Source organism: Sphingomonas silueang (assembly GCF_040049155.1).
Taxonomy (GTDB): Bacteria; Pseudomonadota; Alphaproteobacteria; order Sphingomonadales; family Sphingomonadaceae; genus Sphingomonas; species Sphingomonas silueang.
In genome coordinates this window covers 274,873-293,464 of sequence record NZ_JBDZDK010000003.1, presented here as the reverse complement: position 1 = coordinate 293,464, position 18,592 = coordinate 274,873, and the positions used below count along the sequence as shown (strand labels likewise).

Sequence of the window (18,592 nt, the reverse complement as noted above, 5' to 3'; positions counted from 1 at the left end):
GAATTCGTCCCATGACCGACGCGCACAATCCCAAGAGCGAACCCTTCTCCAATGCCGAGAAGGACCCCGACGACTGGACCACCGGCGACGAGCCGATGACCGGCGCGCAGGCGTCCTATCTCAAGACGCTGAGCGAGGAAGCGGGCGAGCCGTTGGACGATTCGCTGACCAAGGCCGATGCGTCGAAGCGGATCGATGCGTTGCAGGAAAAGACCGGACGCGGGGCGGGCTGACCGGGGGGGCTTGCGATTCGACCGCTCCCCTCCCTGGAAGGGAGGGGAGGAACATCGAAACCCCCGTTACCGATGCGGGACCGTGCCCCGCCCCGACCGACCCCGCTCCATCGCGATCAGCCGGTCGAGCAGCACGAGCCGCATCGCCAGATCCTCGCGATATCCCGCATCGCGCCGGGTGCGGCGCAGTGCCGCCAGCCACGCCTGCTTCGCGCCGGCCAGATCGCCGGTCTGCACCAGCGCCATGCCATAGTAGAAATACGGCCCCGGATGATCGGGCGCGAGGGCGATGCCGCGCCCGAACGCGATCCGCGCGGCGGGCGAGAGCACCTGCCCCCCGTCATGTGCGAGGATCGCGGTGCCGAGCCGGGTCCACAGCCGTCCGCTCTGCGGCGCGCCCTGCAACCCGCCGAGCACCGCCCTCGCCGCCGCTTCGGTGGCGCCTGCGCGCGCCAGGCCATCGGCGGCGACGGCATAGGCATAGTCGTAGGTGAAGCGCCCCCAGATCGCATCGCGCAGCTCGTCGGCGGCAAGGTCGTCGGGCAGGCGCACCCGCTCCGCCCCGCGCGGCTGCCCGGTGAGGCCGGGGCGGCCCTGCCACGCATAGCCCGCCGCCGCCAGCATCAGCGCCGCGCCGACGAAGCTCCACAGCGGACGCGCGACCCGCATCGCCAGCAGCAGCGCGAACGCCGCGCCGCCGAGCAGCAACAGCCACAGCCACCCGCTCATCGCCGCCTCCGCAAGGTCCGCGACGCGATCCATCCGCCGACCCCGAGCAACAGGATCGGGGCCAGCCACAACGGCCCGGTCGCCGCCGACAGCGGCGGATCGTAGCTGACGTAATCGCCGTAGCGCTCGATCAGCCAGTCGCGCACCGCCGGTGGCCGGTCGCCCGCCGCGATGCGGCTGCGGACCAGCGCGCGCATGTCGGCGGCCATGTCGGCATCGCTGTCGGCGATCGACTGCCCCTGACAGACGAGGCAGCGCAGCGTCTCCATCAGCGCCTTCGCCTCCGCCTCGCGCTTGGGGTCTGGCAGTTGCGTGTCGGCCAGCGCCGGGGGCGGCACGCGCGACTGGGCGGCGGCGGGGGCGGCGAGCAGCAGCGCCGGGGCGGCAAGCCACTTCATCGCGCCTGCTCCAGTTGCGCCAGCAGCACGGCCACATCCTCGTCGCGGATCGCGCCGATATGCTGCCATGCGATGCGACCCTGCCGGTCGATCACGAACGTTTCGGGCACGCCCGACGATCCGAGCGCCAGTTGCACCGCGCTCGCCCGGTCGTCGCCGATCGCGGCATAGGGATCGCCATAGTCGGACAGGAACCGGGCGATGTCAGCGGGGGTATCGCGGATGGCGATGGCGTCGATCCGCGCGCCCGCCGCCTTCAGCCGGGCGAGTTGCGGGGCCTCGGCGGCGCAGGGCACGCACCAGCTGCCGAACACGTTGAGCAGGCGCGGCGCGCCCCGGAAATCGGTGCTGGCGAGGCCGGGCTTGGTCGGCAGCGCGGGGGCGAGCGCGAAGGTCGGCAGCGCCCGCCCGATCAGCCGCGAGCGCACCTGCTGCTCCTGCCCGTGCGGCAGGCCCCAGGCGAACAGCACGGCGAGGAGGACGAAGGCGGCCAGCGGCGCCCAGAGCAGACCGCGCCTCATGCCCGCCGCCGCCGGCGCCACACGCGCCCGATGAGCGACAGCAAGCCGCCTGCCGCGATCAGTCCGCCGCCCGCCCAGATCAGCGTGACGAACGGCTTCCACCACAGCCGAAGCTGCCGCCGCCCCGCGCCGTCGTCGCGACCGAGCACGACATAGAGTTGCCCGTCGACGAAGCTGGTGATCGCCGCCTCGCTCGTCTCGGTCGGCGGGCTGCTGAAGAAGCGTTGCTCGGGCAGCACGGTGAACGGTGCGCCCTGCCCCCGCCTGACGGTCAGCCGCCCCTGCACCGCCGACCAGTTGGGGCCGACGACCGGCTTGATCCCGTCGAACCGCACCGCGAACGGGCCGATCGCGGTGGTGGTGCCGGGCGCGGCGGCGACGAGGCGTTCGGCGGTGAAGGCGCTGTCCGCCGCCATGCCCGCCATGCTCACCGCGACGCCCAGATGCGCGACGACCATCCCCCAGGTGAACAGCGGGGTGCGCCACGGCACCCGCTGGGTCAGCGGCAGGACGCTCGCCACCGCCAGCCCGGCCGCGAACGACAGGCCGAGCACCGGCAGCATCCCCGCATCGCTCGCCACCGCCAGCACCAGCGCCGTCAGCAGCGTCGCCCCGATCGGCAGCGCCATGCGCCGCAGCACCGACGCGCCCTTGTCCCGCCGCCAGCGCAGGCTCGGCCCCAATGCGGTCGCGGCGACGAGCGCCAGCGCGACCGGCCCCGCCGCCTTGTTGAAGAAGGGCGGGCCGACCGACAACTGCACCCCGAACGCCTGTGCCACCAGCGGATAGAGCGTGCCGATCAGCACGATGCCGAGGATGACCGACAGCAGCAGGTTGTTGAGCACCAGCGCGCCCTCGCGGCTGACCGGATCGAACAGCGCGCCCTGCCGCACCGTCCCGATCCGCCACGCGAACAATGCCAGCGCGCCGCCGATATAGAGCACCAGCAGCGCGAGGATGAAGCTCCCCCGGCCGGGATCGACCGCGAAGGCATGGACGCTGGTGAGGATACCCGATCGCACGAGGAAGGTGCCGACCATCGACATCGAGAAGGCGACGACCGCCAGCATCACCGTCCATGCGCGCAGCGCGTCGCGGCTCGCCAGCACCGTCACCGAATGGAGGAGGGCGGTGGCCGCCAGCCACGGCATCAGCGAGGCATTCTCCACCGGGTCCCAGAACCACCAGCCGCCCCAGCCGAGTTCGTAATAGGCCCAGTAGCTGCCCGCGGTGATCCCGATCGTCAGGAACACCCATGCCGCCAGCACCCATGGCCGCATCGCGCGGGCGAAATCGCGCCCCACGTCGCGCGTCACCAGCGCGCCGATCGCGAACGAGAAGGCGACCGACAGCCCGACATAGCCGAGATACAGCGTCGGCGGATGGAAGGCGAGGCCGGGGTCCTGCAACAACGGGTTCAGCCCCAGCCCGTCCCGGGGCGCGGGCGACAGCCGGGCGAACGGGTTGGAGGCGATCAGCAGGAACGCATAGAAGCCGAGCGCGATCGCCGCCTGCCCGGCCAGCGTCGCGACATGGGTGCGCGGCCCCAGCACCCGCTCGAACAGCGCGATGCCGCCGCCTGCCAGCGCCAGCACCGTCACCCACAGCAGCATCGACCCTTCGTGATTGCCCCAGGTCGCGGCGACCTTGTACAGCATCGGCTTGGCGCTGTGGCTGTTCTCGGCCACCAGCAGCACCGACAGATCGGTGCGCGCGAACACCGCGAGCAGCGCGGCGAAGGCCCCCGCCGCCAGCAGCGCCTGCACGATCGCGACCGGGCGGACGGCGGCGAGCAACTGCCCGGCGATCGGCGCATCGGGCCGGGCGCGCAGGCCGATCGCCGCCATCGCCAGTTGCAGCAGCGCCATCGCCGCCGCCAGCCACAGCGCGGCCAGCCCCGCTTCCGCGATCATCGCTTCAGGCTTTCGCTCTGGTGCATGCTGCCCGCGGCCTGCGGCGGCATATAGCGTTCGTCATGCTTGGCGAGCAGATTGTCGGCGACGAAGCCCTGGCCCACGAACCGTCCTTCGGCGACGACGCCGGAGTTCTCGCGGAACAGGTCGGGGACGATTCCGGCGAAGCGCACGGGGACGCTCGCCTTGCCGTCGGTGACGGTGAAGTCGATGGTGACGCCGTCCGCCGCGCGGCGGACCGATCCGGGCGCGACCATGCCGCCCAGCCGCACGGCCTTGTCGCGGGGAGCCCCGGCGGCATCGGCGGGGGCGTAGAAGAAGGCGGCGGAATCGCCCAGCGCCGACATGGCGAGCAGCACCGCGCCGACCAGCGCGGCGAGGCCGAGCAGGATCAGCGTCAGCCGCTGGTTCTTCGGGCTCACGGCCGCTCCGCCCGGCGCATCGCGATCCAGGCGGCGATCGTCAGCGCCAATGGCGCGCCGATGCCGACCGCATAGGCGGCGGCGATGAAGGGCCAGTGGTTCACGGGCGCGCCGCCCGTCGCCGCAGCCGCGCCTCGGCCTTGATCCGCGCCAGTTCGGCGCGCATCCGCATCAGCACGATGCCGCCGAACAACAGGCTCGCCCCCCCGGCGGTGAAGCCCAGCGGCCACAGGATCGCCGGGTCGATGCTCGATTTGGTCAGCGTGATGCTCGGCCCCTGGTGCAGCGTCTGCCACCACAGCACCGAATAGCGGATCACCGGCAGCAGCGCGCTGCCCGCGATGCCGAACAGCGCGGGGATGCGCCCGTCGCCGTCACGCTCCGCATCGGCGCGGGCGAGCGCCAGATAGGCGAGATAGACGAAGAACAGCAGCAGCATCGAGGTCAGCCGCCCGTCCCACTGCCACCACGTCCCCCAGGTGGGCCGCCCCCAGATCGATCCGGTGACGAGGCAGACCGCGGCGAACACCGCGCCGGGCAGCGCCACCGCCCGCGCCGCGACCCCGGCGAGCGGATGCCGCCACACCAGCTGCGCGATGCTGGCGACGGCGAGCGCCGACCATCCGCCCATCCCCAGCCAAGCGGCGGGGACGTGGATATAGAGGATGCGGACGCTCTCGCCCTGCAGATAGTCGGGCGGGGTCTGCGTCAGCCCCGCCCAGCAGCCGAAGCCGAACAGCAGCAGCCCGCCCCACACCAGCAGCGGTGTCAGCGGTCGCGCGATCGACAGGAAGCGCCGGGGATTGGCGAGGGTGTGCAGATTGGCCACGGTTGCCGCCTGTCTAGGGCGCGGGGGCGTGGAGGGCAATGGGATGTGGGGGCGAGTTCCGGTCCTCCGCCCGCGCGGGGGTACGGCAGATGGCTGCCTTATCCACCCCGAATCCCCACCCCGTTCGCTTCGAGTAGGGATCGAGCCTGTCGAGAGCCCGTATCGAGAAGTCCGTGCCCGGGGAGCCGACTTCTCGATACGCCGTATCGACCGGCCCGACGGCTACTCGAAGCGAACGGGGGACTTCGTGACGCTCAGCCCCGCCCGATCAGCCGCTTCGCGATGCTGTCGGCAACTTCCGCATGGCTGCGCCCGGTGGCGGCGGCTTCGTCCCATACCTGTTCGAGGCGTTCGGGGACGCGGGCGATGCGCGCCTCGACCTCGGCACGGTCGCCTTGTCCCAGATATTCGAGCGCGACGTTGATGATGCCGCCCGCGTTGATGACGTAATCGGGGGCATAGAGGATGCCGCGATCCTGCAACCGCGCGCCGTCCGCCGCGGTCGCGAGCTGGTTGTTGGCGCCGCCCGCCACCGCCTTTGCCCGCAGCGAATCGATCGTCGCCGCATCGAGCACCGCGCCCAGCGCATTGGGGCTGACGATATCGGCGTCCATCGTCAGCACGCTCGCCGGATCGGCGGTCGCCGCACCCAGTTCGCTCGCCAGCGCCTCGGCCTTCGCCTCGTTCACGTCGGCCAGCGTCAGCACCGCGCCGTCCTTCGCCAGCAGCCGGGCGAGCCCGCCGCCGACCGAGCCGACACCCTGGATCGCGACCCGCACGCCGCGCATGTCGCCACTGCCCAGCGCCCGCTTCGCCGCCGCGCGCACGCCGAGATAGACGCCCATCGCGGTGAACGGCCCCGGATCGCCGCCGGCATTGCCAGCCGCGACCGGCAGGCCCGAGACGTACTTCGTGGCGCCGGAGATGGTGATCATGTCGGCTTCGGACATGCCGACATCCTCGGCGGTGACATAGCGCCCGCCGAGCGATTCGACGGCGCGGCCGAAGGCGGCGAGCAGTTCGGGGGTCTTCACCCCGCCCTCCGGCGCCAGCACCACGCCCTTGCCGCCGCCCATCGGCAGACCGGCCATCGCGTTCTTGAAGCTCATGCCGCGCGACAGGCGCAGCGCATCGGTGACGGCCGCGCGGCTGTCGGCATAGCGCCAGAAGCGCACCCCGCCCGCCGCCGGTCCGAGCGCGGTCGAGTGCACCGCGATCACGCAGCGCAGGCCGGTCGCATGGTCGGAGAACAGGTGGACGCCCTCGTGGTCGTCGAAGTCGGGATAGCCCCAATCGGTCTGCACGATGGCTCCAGCGCTGAGAAAGGATGGGGCGACCGACGGGACTTGAACCCGCAACTTCCGGCATCACAAGCCGGCGCTCTAACCAATTGAACTACGGTCGCCGTGGAAGGGCGCGCTTAGCGGGGCGGAACGCGGCGGTCAAGCCGTAGCGTGCGCGCATGCGATCTGGCAGGGATCGCGGTATGAACGATGCTCCTTCGCGCCCCGTGCTGGGCTCCGGCTATCCCGCGCGGGCCGTGGTCGACCATATCCTGGCGCAGGGCGGCGTACAGCGGGTGCCGAGCGCCAAGCTGTCGCTGTTCATCCGCCGCGCGGCGGTGCCCGCCGACCTGTGCGCCGCGCTGATCGAGCGAATCGATGCGAAGCGCCGCCCCTCGACCATCGCCGATGCGAACGGCGACCCGACGTTCCGCACCAGCGAGACGTGCGACCTCGATCCCGCCGATCCGGTGGTCGCGGCAGTCGAATCACTGATCCTCGACTTCTGCGGGCTGGACCCCGCGCATGGCGAGCCGCTGCAAGGGCAACGCTATGCGGTGGGGCGGGAGTTCAAGGCGCACACCGATTATTTCGATCCGCAGGGGCGCGACTTCGCCCGTTTCTGCTCGGTCGCGGGGCAGCGGACGTGGACCGTGATGCTCTATCTCAACGAACCGGCCGCGGGCGGCGCGACGCGGTTCAAGGCGATCGACAAGATCGTGCAGCCGGAGACGGGCAAGCTGCTGGCGTGGAACGACCTGCGCGAGGACGGGACGCCCAATCCGGCGACGATCCACCACGGGATGAAGGTGCGCGAGGGCACCAAATACGTGCTGACGAAGTGGTTTCGCGAGCGGGTGTGGGGGTAGTCGGTCGCAGGAAATCTGATTTTCGCGCGAAGGCGCGAAGACGCGAAGAAGAAGAAAGTTCGTTTCGCGCAGAGGCGCAGAGGCGCGGAGAGGTTTCGCTCCGGGATGGCGTCCCGCCGCGCAAGCGGCCTTGCATCAGGGAACAGCCGGACGACAGTCTCCCGTTCGCGAGCCGTTCACCAAAGACGCAACCTCTCTGCGCCTCTGCGCCTCTGCGCGAAATCTACTCTTCGTCGCGCCTTCGCGCCTTCGCGTGAACCCGATCCACCGCGCCGTAACAGGAAAGGCCGGACGCACCGCCGCGCCCGGACCCTCCCTTGATCCGCAACCGAAGATCAGAACGACGCGGTGAGCCCCAGCGAGAACACCCGGCCCAGATCGTAGCGGTTGATGTAGACCGTGTTGCCGCCCGCGAACGTCTGGCGCTCGTTGAAGCGGGTGCCGGTCAGGTTGCGCGCTTCCGCCTTCAGCTCGAAACGGGCGCCGCCCAGCTCGAAGCCCTGACGGCCCACCACGTCCAGCCGGATGCCCGGACGCTCGACGATGTCGGGCTGGAACCCCTGCCCCGACAGGTTCGACGGGCCGCGGTTGGTCACGCGGTCGCTGGCGTAGTTGAACAGCAGCGTCAGCTGCGAGAGCGTCGCCGTGTCCTCGAGGCCCAGCTGCACGTTGACCAGATGGTCCGACTGGCCGGTCAGCGGCGCGCCGTCGCGGAACTGGAGCGCGGCGGGGCCGAAGCCGGTCGGGCAGCCGCCCAGCGTCTGGCTGAGCACGTTGGGCACGCAGCTGTCGTCGGCGGTGATCTGCGATTTGGTATAGGTGTAGTTGACCAGCACCAGCGCGCGGCGCGTGGAGAAGAAGTCGCCGCCGAGGAAATCGAGCGGGAGATATTTCTGCACCTCGAACTCGCCGCCGTACAGCGTCGCCTTCGGCAGGTTGGTGAAGCCGGTCTGCAACCGGTCGTCCGATCCGGTGTAGAAGCCGACCTGCTCGATCGGATTGTCGATCCGCTTGTAGAAGCCCGCCAGCGTCAGGCGCTGGTCGCGCCCGAAGAACCATTCGTAGCGCGCTTCGCCGTTGTACAGCTGCGTATCGGTCAGGAACGGGTTGCCGAAGAACAGCCGGTCGCTGTCGGGATCGCGGAACTGCTGCGGGGCCAGCTCACGGAACTGCGGGCGCGAGATGGTCTTGGACCCGCTCAGGCGCAGCTGCATGTTATTGGTGAAGTTGTAGGTCAGCGTGACCGCGGGCAGCCAGTAATCATTGTCCAGCGTGGTCGTGGCGGTGCCGATCGGCGTCACCTCCTCCTTCGCGGTTTCATAGCGCACGCCGACGACGCCGCGCAGCCCGTCGGCGATCTCCGCCTCGCCCTGCACATAGCCCGCATGGATCGCGAGCGAAGCGTCATAGGCATAGGCACCGAGCGGGGTGTTGAACTGCAACTCGATCGTGCACGCCCCCTGCCCCTGCAACGGGCACGCATTGTAGAGCGAGTCGGGTCCGAGCAGATAGTCGGGGCGCAGCAGGTTGTTGGGGAAGCCCGGCGCAGTGCCCGCACCGTTGCTGGTCTGATAGTTGAACTGGAGCCGGCGCGAGGTGCGGTCGGTGTCCGAATAGAAATAGCCGGTCGACAGCGTGATCGGGCGGTCGGTCGGCAGCTTGACCGACAGATCGGCCTGGCCGGTGAACAGATCCTCGTTCAGGTCGCTGAACACCACGCTGGCAAAGGGCGAGAAGCGCTGCGTGACCTGATACGCCCCGGCGCAGTTGAACCCCTGCGACACCGGCGCGCCGCTGACCTCGATCGACAGGCCGTTGGTGGTGCGGTTCGAGCAGAGATAGTCGAACTGCCGCTCGTACGGTGCGTTGCGCCTGGAATTGGCATAGGCGCCGCGTGCGTCGAACTTGATCGCGTCGGTCAGCTTGAACTCGCCGACCAGCTGGCTCTCGATCAGCTGGCGCTCGAACCAGTTGGTGTTCTGTTGCAGGCGCAGGCCGCTGGGGTTGTTATACTGTTCGGCGGCGGACAGGCGACCCTGCTTCAGCGTGTCGTGGATATAGACGTTGGTCCAGCGGATCGTGTTGCGGTCGATCTCATACCCCACGCCGACCAGCGCGTTGGCGACGATGCGGTTGTCGGTCAGGACGGTGCGGAAATCGTTGCGGATGTTGCCGTTGTCGCTGACCGAATCCTGCTGGATCGCATCGCGGGTGCGGAAGGTGTTCGACAACCCGACCGACCCGACCAGGCCGAGCCGCCCGCCGCCCACATCATAGACCGAGCCGCCCGAGATCTCGCCCGAGAAATTGGCGGGCAGCTGGTTGTTGACCTGGAGCAGCGTGGTGCGCGCGTTCGACAGGCGGGCGACCTGATCGACCGGGATGATGCCGCTGCCCTTGTCGGCGTTGCGGATGAAGTCCGGCACGCCGCGCGTCCCGTCGTCATAGCCGGTCCAGTCGGCCTTGCCCCCGGCATAGACATAGCCGAGTTCGCTGGTCGTCACCGTATCGGCGCTGACCGTGCCGCCGATCGACACGAAATTCCTGGTCGGGATCGCCTTGGACGTCAGGTTGATGACGCCGCCGCCGAATTCGCCGGGGAAGTTGACCGAATAGGTCTTCTGCACCAGCGCCGAGCCGACGATCGAGGTCGGGAAGATGTCGAGCGGGACCGAGCGGCGCAGCGGTTCGGGGCTGGGCAGCGGCGATCCGTTGAGCAGCGACGACGAATAGCGATCGCCAAGGCCGCGGACATAGACGAAGCCGCCCCCGACGACCGACAGGCCGGTCACGCGGGTCAGCGCGCCCGCGATGTCGCCGTCGCCGGTGCGGGCGATGTCGGCTTCCGACAGAACCGAGACGACCTGCGGCGTGGCGCGGACGACATTGGGGATGTTGCGGCCGACGACGACGATCTCCTCCGCCGTGTCCTGATCGAAGCCGGGCGAGGATACCTCGACGCCTTCCTGCACGCCGGTCGCCGGATCGGCGGCGGGCGTTTCGACTGCGGGCTGGTTCGGATCGGGCCGGGTGCCGGTCTGCACGACGGGTGGCGTGGGCGCGGCGGGCGACGGCGCGGCGGGCGATGCGGCGGTCTGGGCCAGCACGGCGGGCGCGACCAGCTGCGACGTCAGGAGAAGAAGAGTAGCATAGGCGCGACGGTGCTGCATGACCGGGGCTCCCCCTTGGATAGCGTAAAGAGCGAATGCCGGGGCGGGCGTATCGGCCCGCCCCGGCATCGGCGTGTCATCGCTGGATCAGCGATCGGCCGCGGATCAGCGGCCCTGGCAGCTGAAATAGACCGAACGGAACACCGGCGGGCCGGCGTCCTGCTTGGTCGAGTCCGCCGCGCGGATCGTCGAGCGATCGGTCGCACCGGTCTCGCCCGCGATCAGGTTGATGCAGGGGACACCCGCCGGGGTCTTCACGATGCCGTTGACGTAGCGCATGTCCGAACCGCCGCGCTGGCGGATCGCCGCCGGGGCCGCCGCCGTCTGCACGAAGGTGAAGTTGGCATAGGTGCTGTAGGTGCGCGGCAGCAGGTCCTCGGCGTTGTTCGAGTCGATCTCGGTCGAGAAGGAGTCGGCGGTCGCGCCGATCACGCGCTGCGCCGCGATCATGAACTGCATGAAGCCACGATAGCCGTTGTCGATGTCGAACCCGTCGTCGTCGGCGCCGGTGATCGCGATATACTTCAGGTTGGTGGTGCCGCCGAAGATCTCGATGCCGTCATCGGCCGAATTGTGGCTCTGGACGTGATCGATGATCGTCCCCGAACCGGTGCCGCCGAGGGTCAGGCCCTGCAACTCGTTGCCGTCGCTGATCGCGATGCCCGAGTAGCGGATCTGGACGTACGACATCTGGCCCGAGCTGTCGGCGGCGTTCGGCCCGCCGTAGAAGCGGCCGGTCACGCCCTCGATCGCGAGCTGGCAGGTAGTCGACGAACCGGCGGCGTTGTTCGGGCCGGTGCCGGTGGCGCATACCGCGGTCGGCGCGCGGCCGAGCAGGATGATGCCGCCCCACTGGCCCTGCGTCGCGTCGGACACGCCGTTGTTCGCGAGGTTCTGCTGCGAGGTGAAGATGATCGGCAGGTCGCGCGTGCCGATCGCGTTCAGCTTCGAGCCGCGGTTGACGAGCAGCAGGTCGTTGGTCGCTTCCGACGAATCGGCGGCGATCACCACGCCCGGCTCGATCGTCAGCGTCACGCCCGAAGCACCGGTGGTGCCGAGGTCGGTGCCGACCTCGGTCTGGCCGCGCAGGCGGTAGAACACGCCCGCGATCTTCGGCAGCGTCAGGTTGGCGGTGATGCTGGTCGGCAGGCGGCACGCCTTGAAGGTCGAGACGACGCCGTCGTCGATCGTGCCGGTCGGGCAGGTCGCGCTCGAACCGCCGCTGCCGACCGCCGGGACCGCGGTGCACGACGTGCTGCTGCCGCCGAACTGCGCCGAGGTCGAGTTGCAGGTCCAGCCCTGGAACGACGTGTCGGAGGGACCGTTCAGCGCGCCGACATAGTTGGTGCTGGTGAAGAAGCTGTCGATCGACGACGGGTCGGTCGCGGTGACGGCGGAGGTCGCGCTGATCGGATAGACGCCGTTCAGCACGTTGGTGCCGTTGACATTGTTGTTGGTGCCCGCGTTCACGATCGCGAGCTGTTCGTCCGACGTGACGGTGATGCCGTTGACGGTCGTCTGCGCGGCGAACTGCGCGGCGGTCAGCGGCGAGGGCGTGGCCGCCGGGGTCGGCGTGGGCGTCGGCGCGGGGGCGGGAACGGTGATGTTCACGCTGCCTGCACCCGGCGAGGCGACGCCGTCGGCACCGCTGCAACCGCCAAGCGCGGCCGCGGCCGTCGAAGCCATGAGAATAAAGCCGAAGCGCGTGCTGCTGGCCATCACCGAGAACTCCCGAAACGTTGTTGGTCGTTTTGATCGTCCAAGGCTCCCCCTTCGGCCGATCCACGCGATGGCCGTTAGGGGTACTCCGTGACGCTACGGTGCGATTTCGATGACGTTTCGGCGAAACAATGATGGCGTAATTGTTACATCGCAGCGCGGCGACACGCGCGGGGCCGGAATCAGAAACGGCCCCCCGGCACGGCGCTCCGTTGGGAGTCGTCCGTGCCGGGAGGCCGTTGATCTGGTGGGCGCGACAGGGATTGAACCTGTGACCCCACCCGTGTGAAGGGTGTGCTCTACCGCTGAGCTACGCGCCCGGTGAACCGGAGGACGGCGCTCTAGTGCGAGCGGCGCGCCCTGTCCAGCGTTTAATTCACCGAATCCTTCAGGCCCTTGCCCGCCTTGAACTTGGGCTGCGACGACGCCTTGATCGTCATCGGTTCGCCGGTGCGCGGGTTGCGCCCGGTCGACGCCTTGCGCCGCGAAACCGAGAAGGTGCCGAAGCCGACCAGCCGGACCTCGTCGCCCTTCTTGAGCGCCGCCGAGATCACGTCGAATACCGATTCGACCGCCTTCGTCGCATCGCTGCGCGTCAGCCCGGAATGGTCGGCGACCTGCCCGATCAGCTCCTGCTTGTTCATCCCGGCTAACCCCCTTTGTCTGAAAAAATATCGTTACACTCGAACGCGGCAATAAGGCCGCAACGTCGGGCGGTGTCAAAGCAAATTGGCCTGCGGCGCGCAATGACATGCATTGCACCCCTGCGGTTCGTCGCATCCGGCGGGCGACGCGCGCGCGGCGCGCCGCCCCGCGGGATCAGTGCGGCCGCGACTCGGCGATGCCCGGCACCGGCTGCGGCGGTTGCGCCGCCAGATCGTCCGCCTCGCTCCAGTCGATCGCGGTCAACGGCTCGGTCAGCGCGAGGCGCAGCACCTCGTCGACGTGGGCGACGGGCACGATCTCCAGCCCCTCGCGGATGTTGGCGGGGATTTCCGCCAGATCCTTTTCGTTCTCCACGGGGATCAGCACGGTCTTGATCCCGCCGCGCAGCGCCGCGAGCAGCTTTTCCTTCAGACCGCCGATCGGCAGCACGCGCCCGCGCAGCGTCACCTCGCCGGTCATCGCCACCTCGCGCCGCACCGGCACGCCGGTCAGCGTCGAGACGATCGAGGTGACGAGGCCGATGCCCGCCGACGGACCGTCCTTGGGCACCGCCCCTTCGGGCAGGTGGATGTGCACGTCCTTGCGGTGGAACAGGCTGGGCTTGATGCCGTATCCGGGCGAGCGCGCCTTGACGTAGCTCCACGCCGCCTCAACCGATTCCTTCATCACGTCGCCGAGCTTGCCGGTGGTCTTGACCGAACCCTTGCCCGGCACGGTCACGCTCTCGATCGTCAGCAGTTCGCCGCCGACCTCGGTCCAGGCGAGGCCGGTGACGGCACCGATCTGATGCTCCTCCTCGCCCACGCCGAAGCGGTATTTGCGCACGCCTGCGAACTCGGCGAGGTTGTCGGGCGTCACCGTCACCGACGTCGCCTTGCCCTCGAGGATACGGCGCAACGCCTTGCGCGCCAGCTTCGCCACCTCGCGTTCGAGGGTGCGCACCCCCGCTTCGCGGGTGTAGTAGCGGATCAGGTCGCGCAGGCCCGCCTGGGTCAGCTCGAACTCGCCGGGCTTCAGGCCGTGCGCGTCGATCTGCTTGGCGACCAGATGGCGCTCGGCGATCTCGACCTTCTCGTCCTCGGTATAGCCCTCCAGCCGGATGATCTCCATCCGGTCGAGCAGCGGCTGCGGCAGGTTCAGCGTGTTCGCGGTGCACACGAACATCACGTCCGACAGATCGATGTCGATCTCCAGATAGTGATCGTTGAACTTCGCATTCTGTTCGGGGTCGAGCACTTCCAGCAGCGCCGACGCCGGATCGCCGCGGAAATCCTGGCCCAGCTTGTCGATCTCGTCGAGCAGGAACAACGGGTTGGACGCGCCCGCCTTCTTGAGGTTGGTGACGATCTTGCCCGGCAGCGAGCCGATATAGGTGCGGCGATGGCCGCGAATCTCGGCCTCGTCACGCACGCCGCCCAGCGACTGGCGGATGAACTCGCGGCCCGTCGCCTTGGCGATCGATTTGCCCAGCGACGTCTTGCCGACGCCCGGCGGCCCGACGAGGCACAGGATCGGCCCCTTCAGCTTGTTGGTGCGCGCCTGCACCGCCAGATATTCGACGATCCGGTCCTTGACCTTCTCCAGCGCATAATGGTCCTCGTCCAGCACGCTCTGCGCGACGGCGATGTCCTTCTTGAGCTTCGACTTCTTGCCCCACGGCAGGCCGAGCAGCACGTCGAGATAGTTGCGCACGACGGTCGCCTCGGCGCTCATCGGCGCCATGGTCTTGAGCTTCTTCAGCTCGGCGGTCGCCTTGCCGCGCGCTTCCTTGCTGAGTTTCAGCGTCGCGATCTTCTGGGTCAGCTCGGCGATCTCGTCGCCGTCGCCGTCCTCGCCCTCGTTGCCGAGCTCGCGCTGGATCGCCTTCAACTGCTCGTTGAGGTAATATTCGCGCTGGGTCTTCTCCATCTGCCGCTTCACGCGGCTGCGGATCTTCTTCTCGACCTGGAGCACGCCCAGTTCGCCCTCCATGAAGGCGAACACCATCTCGAGCCGCTTGTGCGGATCGGCCTCGACCAGCAGCGCCTGCTTGTCGGCGACCTTGACCGCGATGTTGCCCGCGACCGCATCGGCAAGGCGCGACGGATCGTCCAGCTCGGACAGCTGGGTCGCCGTCTCGGCGGGCAGTTTCTTGTTGAGCTTGGCGTAATTCTCGAACTGGTCGACGACCGAGCGCATCAGCGCCTTCAACTCGGCGCTGGGGTTGGCGACCGCTTCGGCGACGCGATCGGCCATGCCCTCGTCGGCGTCCTCGAGCGTGGTGTCGTCGGCCGCGACCCCGGCGACGGTACCCACCAGATAGCCGTCGACCGTCTCGATCCCGGTCAACGTGCCGCGCGCCTTGCCCGACACGAGCACCCGGACGGTGCCGTCGGGCAGCTTCAGCATCTGCATGACCTCGGCGGTCACGCCCACGTCGTACAGATCGTCGCGCGCGGGGTCGTCCTCGCCCGGATCGAGCTGGGCGACGAGGAAAATCTCCTTGGTGTCCTTCATCGCCGCTTCCAGCGCCGCGACCGACTTGTCGCGTCCGACGAACAGCGGCACGATCATGTGCGGAAAGACGACGATATCCCGCAGCGGCAGCACCGGCAGCGTGAGCGAGGGAACAGGAACAGGATCGATTTCGGACATGCAGACTCCACGACCCGGCCATCGTGCCGGATCCACGTTACTATATGGTGGCTTTGGCGACGCCATCAATCACCGAGCGGTCGCTTGATCGCGCTGTTCCCCGCGCTGCTGCTTGCCGGAGCGCAGGCCCCCGCCCCGCTCCCCGCGCCCGTGCCGCCCGCCACCGCGCGCTCGGGCGGGGCGATCGTTCCGGAACGCGCCGCGCTGCATCTGGCGCAGGCGGACATCGCGATCGAGGCCCTGCCTGCCGCCAGGCTGCTGTCCGGGCGGGTGACGCTGACGCTGCGCACCACCGCCGCGGTGCCGCGCATCCTGATCGACCTCGACCAGATGTTCGCCGTGTCGGAAGTCGCCCTCGACGGGCGCGCCCTGCCGCGCGACCAGTGGCGGCAGGCCGACGGGCAGATCGTGATCGACCGCGCGCTCGGCCCGGGTACGCAGGCGGCGGTGCGCGTCACCTATGCCGGGCCGCCGCGCGTGGCGAAGCGTGCGCCGTGGGACGACGGCTTCGTCTGGTCGCAGTCGAACGGCAAGCCGTGGTTCGCCAGTACCGCCCAGGGCATGGGCTGCGACCTGTGGTGGCCGTGCCTCGACTTTCCGAAGGGCGAACCGGATGCGGTGACGCTGCATCTGACGGTGCCCGCCGGGCTGTCGGCCCCGGCCAACGGCGTGCTGCTGGGCGTCGATCGGCTGAAGGACGGGCGCTCGACATGGCATTGGCGGTCGGGGCCGGTGAACCCCTATGCGCTGGCGATCTCGGTCGGGCCGTATCGCGAGCTGACCGGCAGCTACCGGAGCCGCTTCGGCAACGTCATCCCGCTGTCCTTCTGGCATCTGGAGGGGAATGAGGCGAAGGCCGCGCAGCTGTTCGCCGAATTCGCGCCGACGCTCGATTTCTTCGAGAGCGTGATCGGCCCCTACCCCTTCGGCGCGCAGAAGATGGGGCTGGTCGAGACGCCCTATCTCGGCATGGAGCATCAGACGATCAACGCCTATGGCAACGGCTACAAGCCCGCGCCCGAGGGGTTCGACTGGCTGTTCCAGCATGAATTCAGCCACGAATGGTTCGGCAACCAGATGACGGCGGCCGACTGGGACGATTTCTGGCTGCACGAAGGGTTCGCGCAGTACATGCAGCCGCTCTACGCGAAGTGGCGCGAGGGCGATGCGCGCTATCTGTCGATGCTGCTGATCCAGCGGCAGCGGGTCGAGGCGAAGGCGCCGCTGGTCACGGGCACGCCGCGATCGACGGTCGACATGGCGAAGGCGCCCGGCGCGGACGTGTATTTCAAGGGCGCGTGGATGCTGCACACGCTGCGCCACCTGATCGGCGACCGGGCGTTCCTCGCGGCGACGCGGCGGCTGGTCTATGGGCGGAGCGATCCGAGGCCGGGCAATTTCGCGCCCCGCTTCGCCACGACGCGCGACTTCACCGATGCGGCGGCGCAGGAGAGCGGGCGCGACCTGACGTGGTTCTTCGACGTGTATCTGCGACAGGCGGCGCTGCCCGAGCTGATCGAACGGCGCGACGGCGATACGCTGACGCTGCGCTGGCAGGTGCCGGGCGGCGGCCCCTTCCCCCTGCCCGTCGAGATCGAGGTCGACGGGGCGGTGCGGCAGGTGCCGATGACCGGGGGCGTCGCGGTGCTGCCGGTGCCCGCCTCGGCGCATGTGGTGATCGATCCGATGGCGCGGGTGCTGCGTCGTTCTGCGGCGGTCGAGCGGATGCAGGCACCCTCCGCCGCACCCGCGCGTTGAAGCGATATGAGCGACTTGCAGAAACGTGCCGCCGAGATGGCGGCGACCTTCATGATCGGCGACGGGCTGCTGGGGCTGCTCCAGCCGCGTCGCCATGTCGACCTGTGGCGCGAGGCGGCAGGCGGGGCCGAACTGCTCGTCCGCCCGTTCGTCGACCGGCCGGGGCGCAGACGGGCCTATGCCCTGCTCCAGATCGCCGCAGGGCTGGCGCTCGCCGCGCGGCAGGTCAGGGGACGATCGTCGTGAACAGATAGGCGGCGAAGATCACGAGATGGACGATTCCCGCCAGCACCGTCGTCCGCCCGTTGCCCAGCGTCAGCGTCGATACCAGCAGCGACAGCGCGAACAGCACCAGCGACTTCGGATCGATGCCGAGCGACAACGGCCAGCCCATCACCAGCGACACGATCGCCACGCTGGGGATCGTCAGCCCGATCGTCGCCAGCGCCGATCCCATGGCGAGGTTGAGGCTGGTCTGGAGCCGGTCCTTGCGCGCGGCCTTGACCGCCGCGAGGCTTTCGGGCGCGAGCACCAGCCCGGCGATCAGGATGCCGACGACGGTGAGCGGCAGCCCCGCGCCCAGCACCGCCGCCTCGATCGTCGGCGACAAATCCTTGGCGAGCAGCACCACCCCGACCAGCGCGACCAGCAGCGCGCCGAACGCGATCCATGCGGTGCGCACGCCCGGCGGCGCGGCATGCGCGTCCTTCGGCAGCGATCCGTCGGCGGCGGGCAGGAAGTAATCGCGGTGGCGCACCGTCTGCACCATCACGAAGGTGGCGTAGAGGATCAGCGACACGACCGCGACGAAGGCAAGCTGCGACGGCGAGAGCGTCGGCCCCGCGACGCTCGACGTATAGTTGGGCAGCACCAGCGACAGCACCGCCATCGCCGCCAGCACCGACAGCGCGGCGCTGACCCCGCGCAGCACGAAGCGCTGCTCGTGATGGCGGATGCCGCCGACCAGCAGGCAGATGCCGACGATGAAGTTCAGGATGATCATGATCGCGGCGAACACCGTGTCGCGCGCCAGCGTGGCGACATCGCCCGAACCCGACAGCATCAGCGATACGATCAGCGACACCTCGATCACCGTCACCGCCACCGCCAGCACCAGCGTGCCGAACGGCTCGCCGACCTTGTGCGCCACGACCTCGGCATGGTGGACCGCCGCGATGACGCAGCCGAACATGATCGCCGCCGCCGCGACCGTGCCGACGCCGCCGGTCTTGGCAAGGTCCAGCAGGATCGCGACGAGCCCCAGCACCGGCAGGACCAGCGACCACAGCGGCAATGCCGCCCGGTCGCGCAGGCCGCGCTTGACGCCCGGCGTCACCAGCGCTTCCCCATGTTCCGCCGCAATCGTCGCTTCCCGGTCGGTCGCGTTCGCCATCATGCCTCCCATATCGTTACGGAAAGGCAATGCATCAGCGTGCGGGATGTTTCCC

At 69.2% G+C, this 18,592-nt stretch carries 16 protein-coding genes and 2 tRNA genes; 4 read left to right on the top strand and 14 right to left on the bottom strand.

Annotation, left to right across the window (positions count from 1 at the left end; all coding sequences use genetic code 11):
• The first annotated feature begins 11 nt into the window (after positions 1-11).
• Positions 12-233, top strand: coding sequence for a DUF3072 domain-containing protein (locus ABLE43_RS05170; RefSeq protein WP_348977409.1), 222 nt, complete (start codon positions 12-14; stop codon positions 231-233).
• 66 nt (positions 234-299) lie between these two features.
• Here the strand turns inward: ABLE43_RS05170 and ABLE43_RS05165 are convergent, their stop codons facing one another.
• From ABLE43_RS05165 to ABLE43_RS05130, 8 genes are all read right to left on the bottom strand, one after another.
• Positions 300-995: a tetratricopeptide repeat protein gene (locus tag ABLE43_RS05165; RefSeq protein ID WP_348977408.1), complete on the bottom strand. Its 696-nt coding sequence runs from the start codon at positions 993-995 to the stop codon at positions 300-302.
• Complete coding sequence (locus ABLE43_RS05160) at positions 959-1,360, bottom strand: cytochrome c-type biogenesis protein (protein ID WP_348977407.1); 402 nt, start codon at positions 1,358-1,360, stop codon at positions 959-961. The genes ABLE43_RS05165 and ABLE43_RS05160 overlap by 37 nt, the downstream gene beginning before the upstream one ends.
• Positions 1,357-1,881: a redoxin family protein gene (locus tag ABLE43_RS05155; protein ID WP_348977406.1), complete on the bottom strand. Its 525-nt coding sequence runs from the start codon at positions 1,879-1,881 to the stop codon at positions 1,357-1,359. Before ABLE43_RS05155 ends, ABLE43_RS05160 begins: the two co-directional genes overlap by 4 nt.
• On the bottom strand, positions 1,878-3,794 hold the full coding sequence (locus tag ABLE43_RS05150; RefSeq protein WP_348977405.1) for a heme lyase CcmF/NrfE family subunit: 1,917 nt from the start codon (positions 3,792-3,794) through the stop codon (positions 1,878-1,880). Before ABLE43_RS05150 ends, ABLE43_RS05155 begins: the two co-directional genes overlap by 4 nt.
• Positions 3,791-4,216, bottom strand: a complete 426-nt coding sequence (gene ccmE / locus ABLE43_RS05145; protein ID WP_348977404.1) for a cytochrome c maturation protein CcmE — start codon at positions 4,214-4,216, stop codon at positions 3,791-3,793. Before ccmE ends, ABLE43_RS05150 begins: the two co-directional genes overlap by 4 nt.
• A gap of 100 nt (positions 4,217-4,316) precedes the next feature.
• Positions 4,317-5,045 carry a heme ABC transporter permease CcmC gene (gene ccmC / locus ABLE43_RS05140; RefSeq protein WP_348977403.1) on the bottom strand — a complete coding sequence of 243 codons (729 nt, stop codon included), beginning with the start codon at positions 5,043-5,045 and terminating at the stop codon, positions 4,317-4,319.
• A 254-nt stretch (positions 5,046-5,299) separates the two neighbouring features.
• On the bottom strand, positions 5,300-6,349 hold the full coding sequence (locus ABLE43_RS05135) for a Glu/Leu/Phe/Val family dehydrogenase (RefSeq protein ID WP_348977402.1): 1,050 nt from the start codon (positions 6,347-6,349) through the stop codon (positions 5,300-5,302).
• A gap of 24 nt (positions 6,350-6,373) precedes the next feature.
• Positions 6,374-6,450 (bottom strand) — tRNA-His (locus ABLE43_RS05130).
• 81 nt (positions 6,451-6,531) lie between these two features.
• Here ABLE43_RS05130 and ABLE43_RS05125 point away from each other — a divergent pair.
• Complete coding sequence (locus tag ABLE43_RS05125; RefSeq protein WP_348977401.1) at positions 6,532-7,197, top strand: prolyl hydroxylase family protein; 666 nt, start codon at positions 6,532-6,534, stop codon at positions 7,195-7,197.
• Between the two features lie 335 nt (positions 7,198-7,532).
• On the opposite strand, the gene ABLE43_RS05120 is transcribed toward ABLE43_RS05125, so the two are convergent.
• The 5 genes from ABLE43_RS05120 to lon form a co-directional block, all read right to left on the bottom strand.
• The gene (locus ABLE43_RS05120) at positions 7,533-10,367 is read right to left on the bottom strand and encodes a TonB-dependent receptor domain-containing protein (protein WP_348977400.1); all 2,835 of its coding nucleotides are present in this window, start codon (positions 10,365-10,367) and stop codon (positions 7,533-7,535) included.
• Positions 10,368-10,472: 105 nt separating this feature from the next.
• Entirely contained in the window at positions 10,473-12,086 is a 1,614-nt protein-coding gene (locus tag ABLE43_RS05115; protein ID WP_348977399.1) for a hypothetical protein, read from the bottom strand.
• A 245-nt stretch (positions 12,087-12,331) separates the two neighbouring features.
• Positions 12,332-12,406, bottom strand: a tRNA-Val gene (locus ABLE43_RS05110).
• A 51-nt stretch (positions 12,407-12,457) separates the two neighbouring features.
• The gene (locus ABLE43_RS05105) at positions 12,458-12,730 is read right to left on the bottom strand and encodes an HU family DNA-binding protein (RefSeq protein ID WP_348977398.1); all 273 of its coding nucleotides are present in this window, start codon (positions 12,728-12,730) and stop codon (positions 12,458-12,460) included.
• A gap of 175 nt (positions 12,731-12,905) precedes the next feature.
• Complete coding sequence (gene lon / locus ABLE43_RS05100; RefSeq protein ID WP_348977397.1) at positions 12,906-15,386, bottom strand: endopeptidase La; 2,481 nt, start codon at positions 15,384-15,386, stop codon at positions 12,906-12,908.
• Between the two features lie 84 nt (positions 15,387-15,470).
• On the opposite strand from lon, the gene ABLE43_RS05095 reads away from it, so the two are divergent.
• Positions 15,471-17,144, top strand: a complete 1,674-nt coding sequence (locus ABLE43_RS05095) for a M1 family metallopeptidase (protein WP_348977396.1) — start codon at positions 15,471-15,473, stop codon at positions 17,142-17,144.
• Between the two features lie 6 nt (positions 17,145-17,150).
• Positions 17,151-17,390, top strand: coding sequence for a hypothetical protein (locus ABLE43_RS05090; RefSeq protein WP_348977395.1), 240 nt, complete (start codon positions 17,151-17,153; stop codon positions 17,388-17,390).
• Here the strand turns inward: ABLE43_RS05090 and ABLE43_RS05085 are convergent.
• Positions 17,371-18,540, bottom strand: a complete 1,170-nt coding sequence (locus ABLE43_RS05085; protein WP_348977394.1) for a calcium:cation antiporter — start codon at positions 18,538-18,540, stop codon at positions 17,371-17,373. The two genes, ABLE43_RS05090 and ABLE43_RS05085, sit on opposite strands and share 20 nt — an antisense overlap.
• Positions 18,541-18,592 lie beyond the last annotated feature (52 nt).

What these genes read in the sequence shown, in the direction of transcription:
- ABLE43_RS05170 (WP_348977409.1), top strand. Translation starts at nt 12, where the DNA reads ATGACCGACGCGCACAATCCCAAGAGCGAACCCTTCTCCAATGCCGAG.
- ABLE43_RS05090 (WP_348977395.1), top strand. Translation starts at nt 17,151, where the DNA reads ATGAGCGACTTGCAGAAACGTGCCGCCGAGATGGCGGCGACCTTCATG.
- ABLE43_RS05125 (WP_348977401.1), top strand. Translation starts at nt 6,532, where the DNA reads ATGAACGATGCTCCTTCGCGCCCCGTGCTGGGCTCCGGCTATCCCGCG.
- lon (WP_348977397.1), bottom strand. Translation starts at nt 15,386, where the DNA reads ATGTCCGAAATCGATCCTGTTCCTGTTCCCTCGCTCACGCTGCCGGTG.
- ABLE43_RS05165 (WP_348977408.1), bottom strand. Translation starts at nt 995, where the DNA reads ATGGATCGCGTCGCGGACCTTGCGGAGGCGGCGATGAGCGGGTGGCTG.
- ABLE43_RS05155 (WP_348977406.1), bottom strand. Translation starts at nt 1,881, where the DNA reads ATGAGGCGCGGTCTGCTCTGGGCGCCGCTGGCCGCCTTCGTCCTCCTC.
- ABLE43_RS05105 (WP_348977398.1), bottom strand. Translation starts at nt 12,730, where the DNA reads ATGAACAAGCAGGAGCTGATCGGGCAGGTCGCCGACCATTCCGGGCTG.
- ABLE43_RS05160 (WP_348977407.1), bottom strand. Translation starts at nt 1,360, where the DNA reads ATGAAGTGGCTTGCCGCCCCGGCGCTGCTGCTCGCCGCCCCCGCCGCC.
- ABLE43_RS05085 (WP_348977394.1), bottom strand. Translation starts at nt 18,540, where the DNA reads ATGATGGCGAACGCGACCGACCGGGAAGCGACGATTGCGGCGGAACAT.
- ABLE43_RS05150 (WP_348977405.1), bottom strand. Translation starts at nt 3,794, where the DNA reads ATGATCGCGGAAGCGGGGCTGGCCGCGCTGTGGCTGGCGGCGGCGATG.
- ABLE43_RS05120 (WP_348977400.1), bottom strand. Translation starts at nt 10,367, where the DNA reads ATGCAGCACCGTCGCGCCTATGCTACTCTTCTTCTCCTGACGTCGCAG.
- ABLE43_RS05115 (WP_348977399.1), bottom strand. Translation starts at nt 12,086, where the DNA reads ATGGCCAGCAGCACGCGCTTCGGCTTTATTCTCATGGCTTCGACGGCC.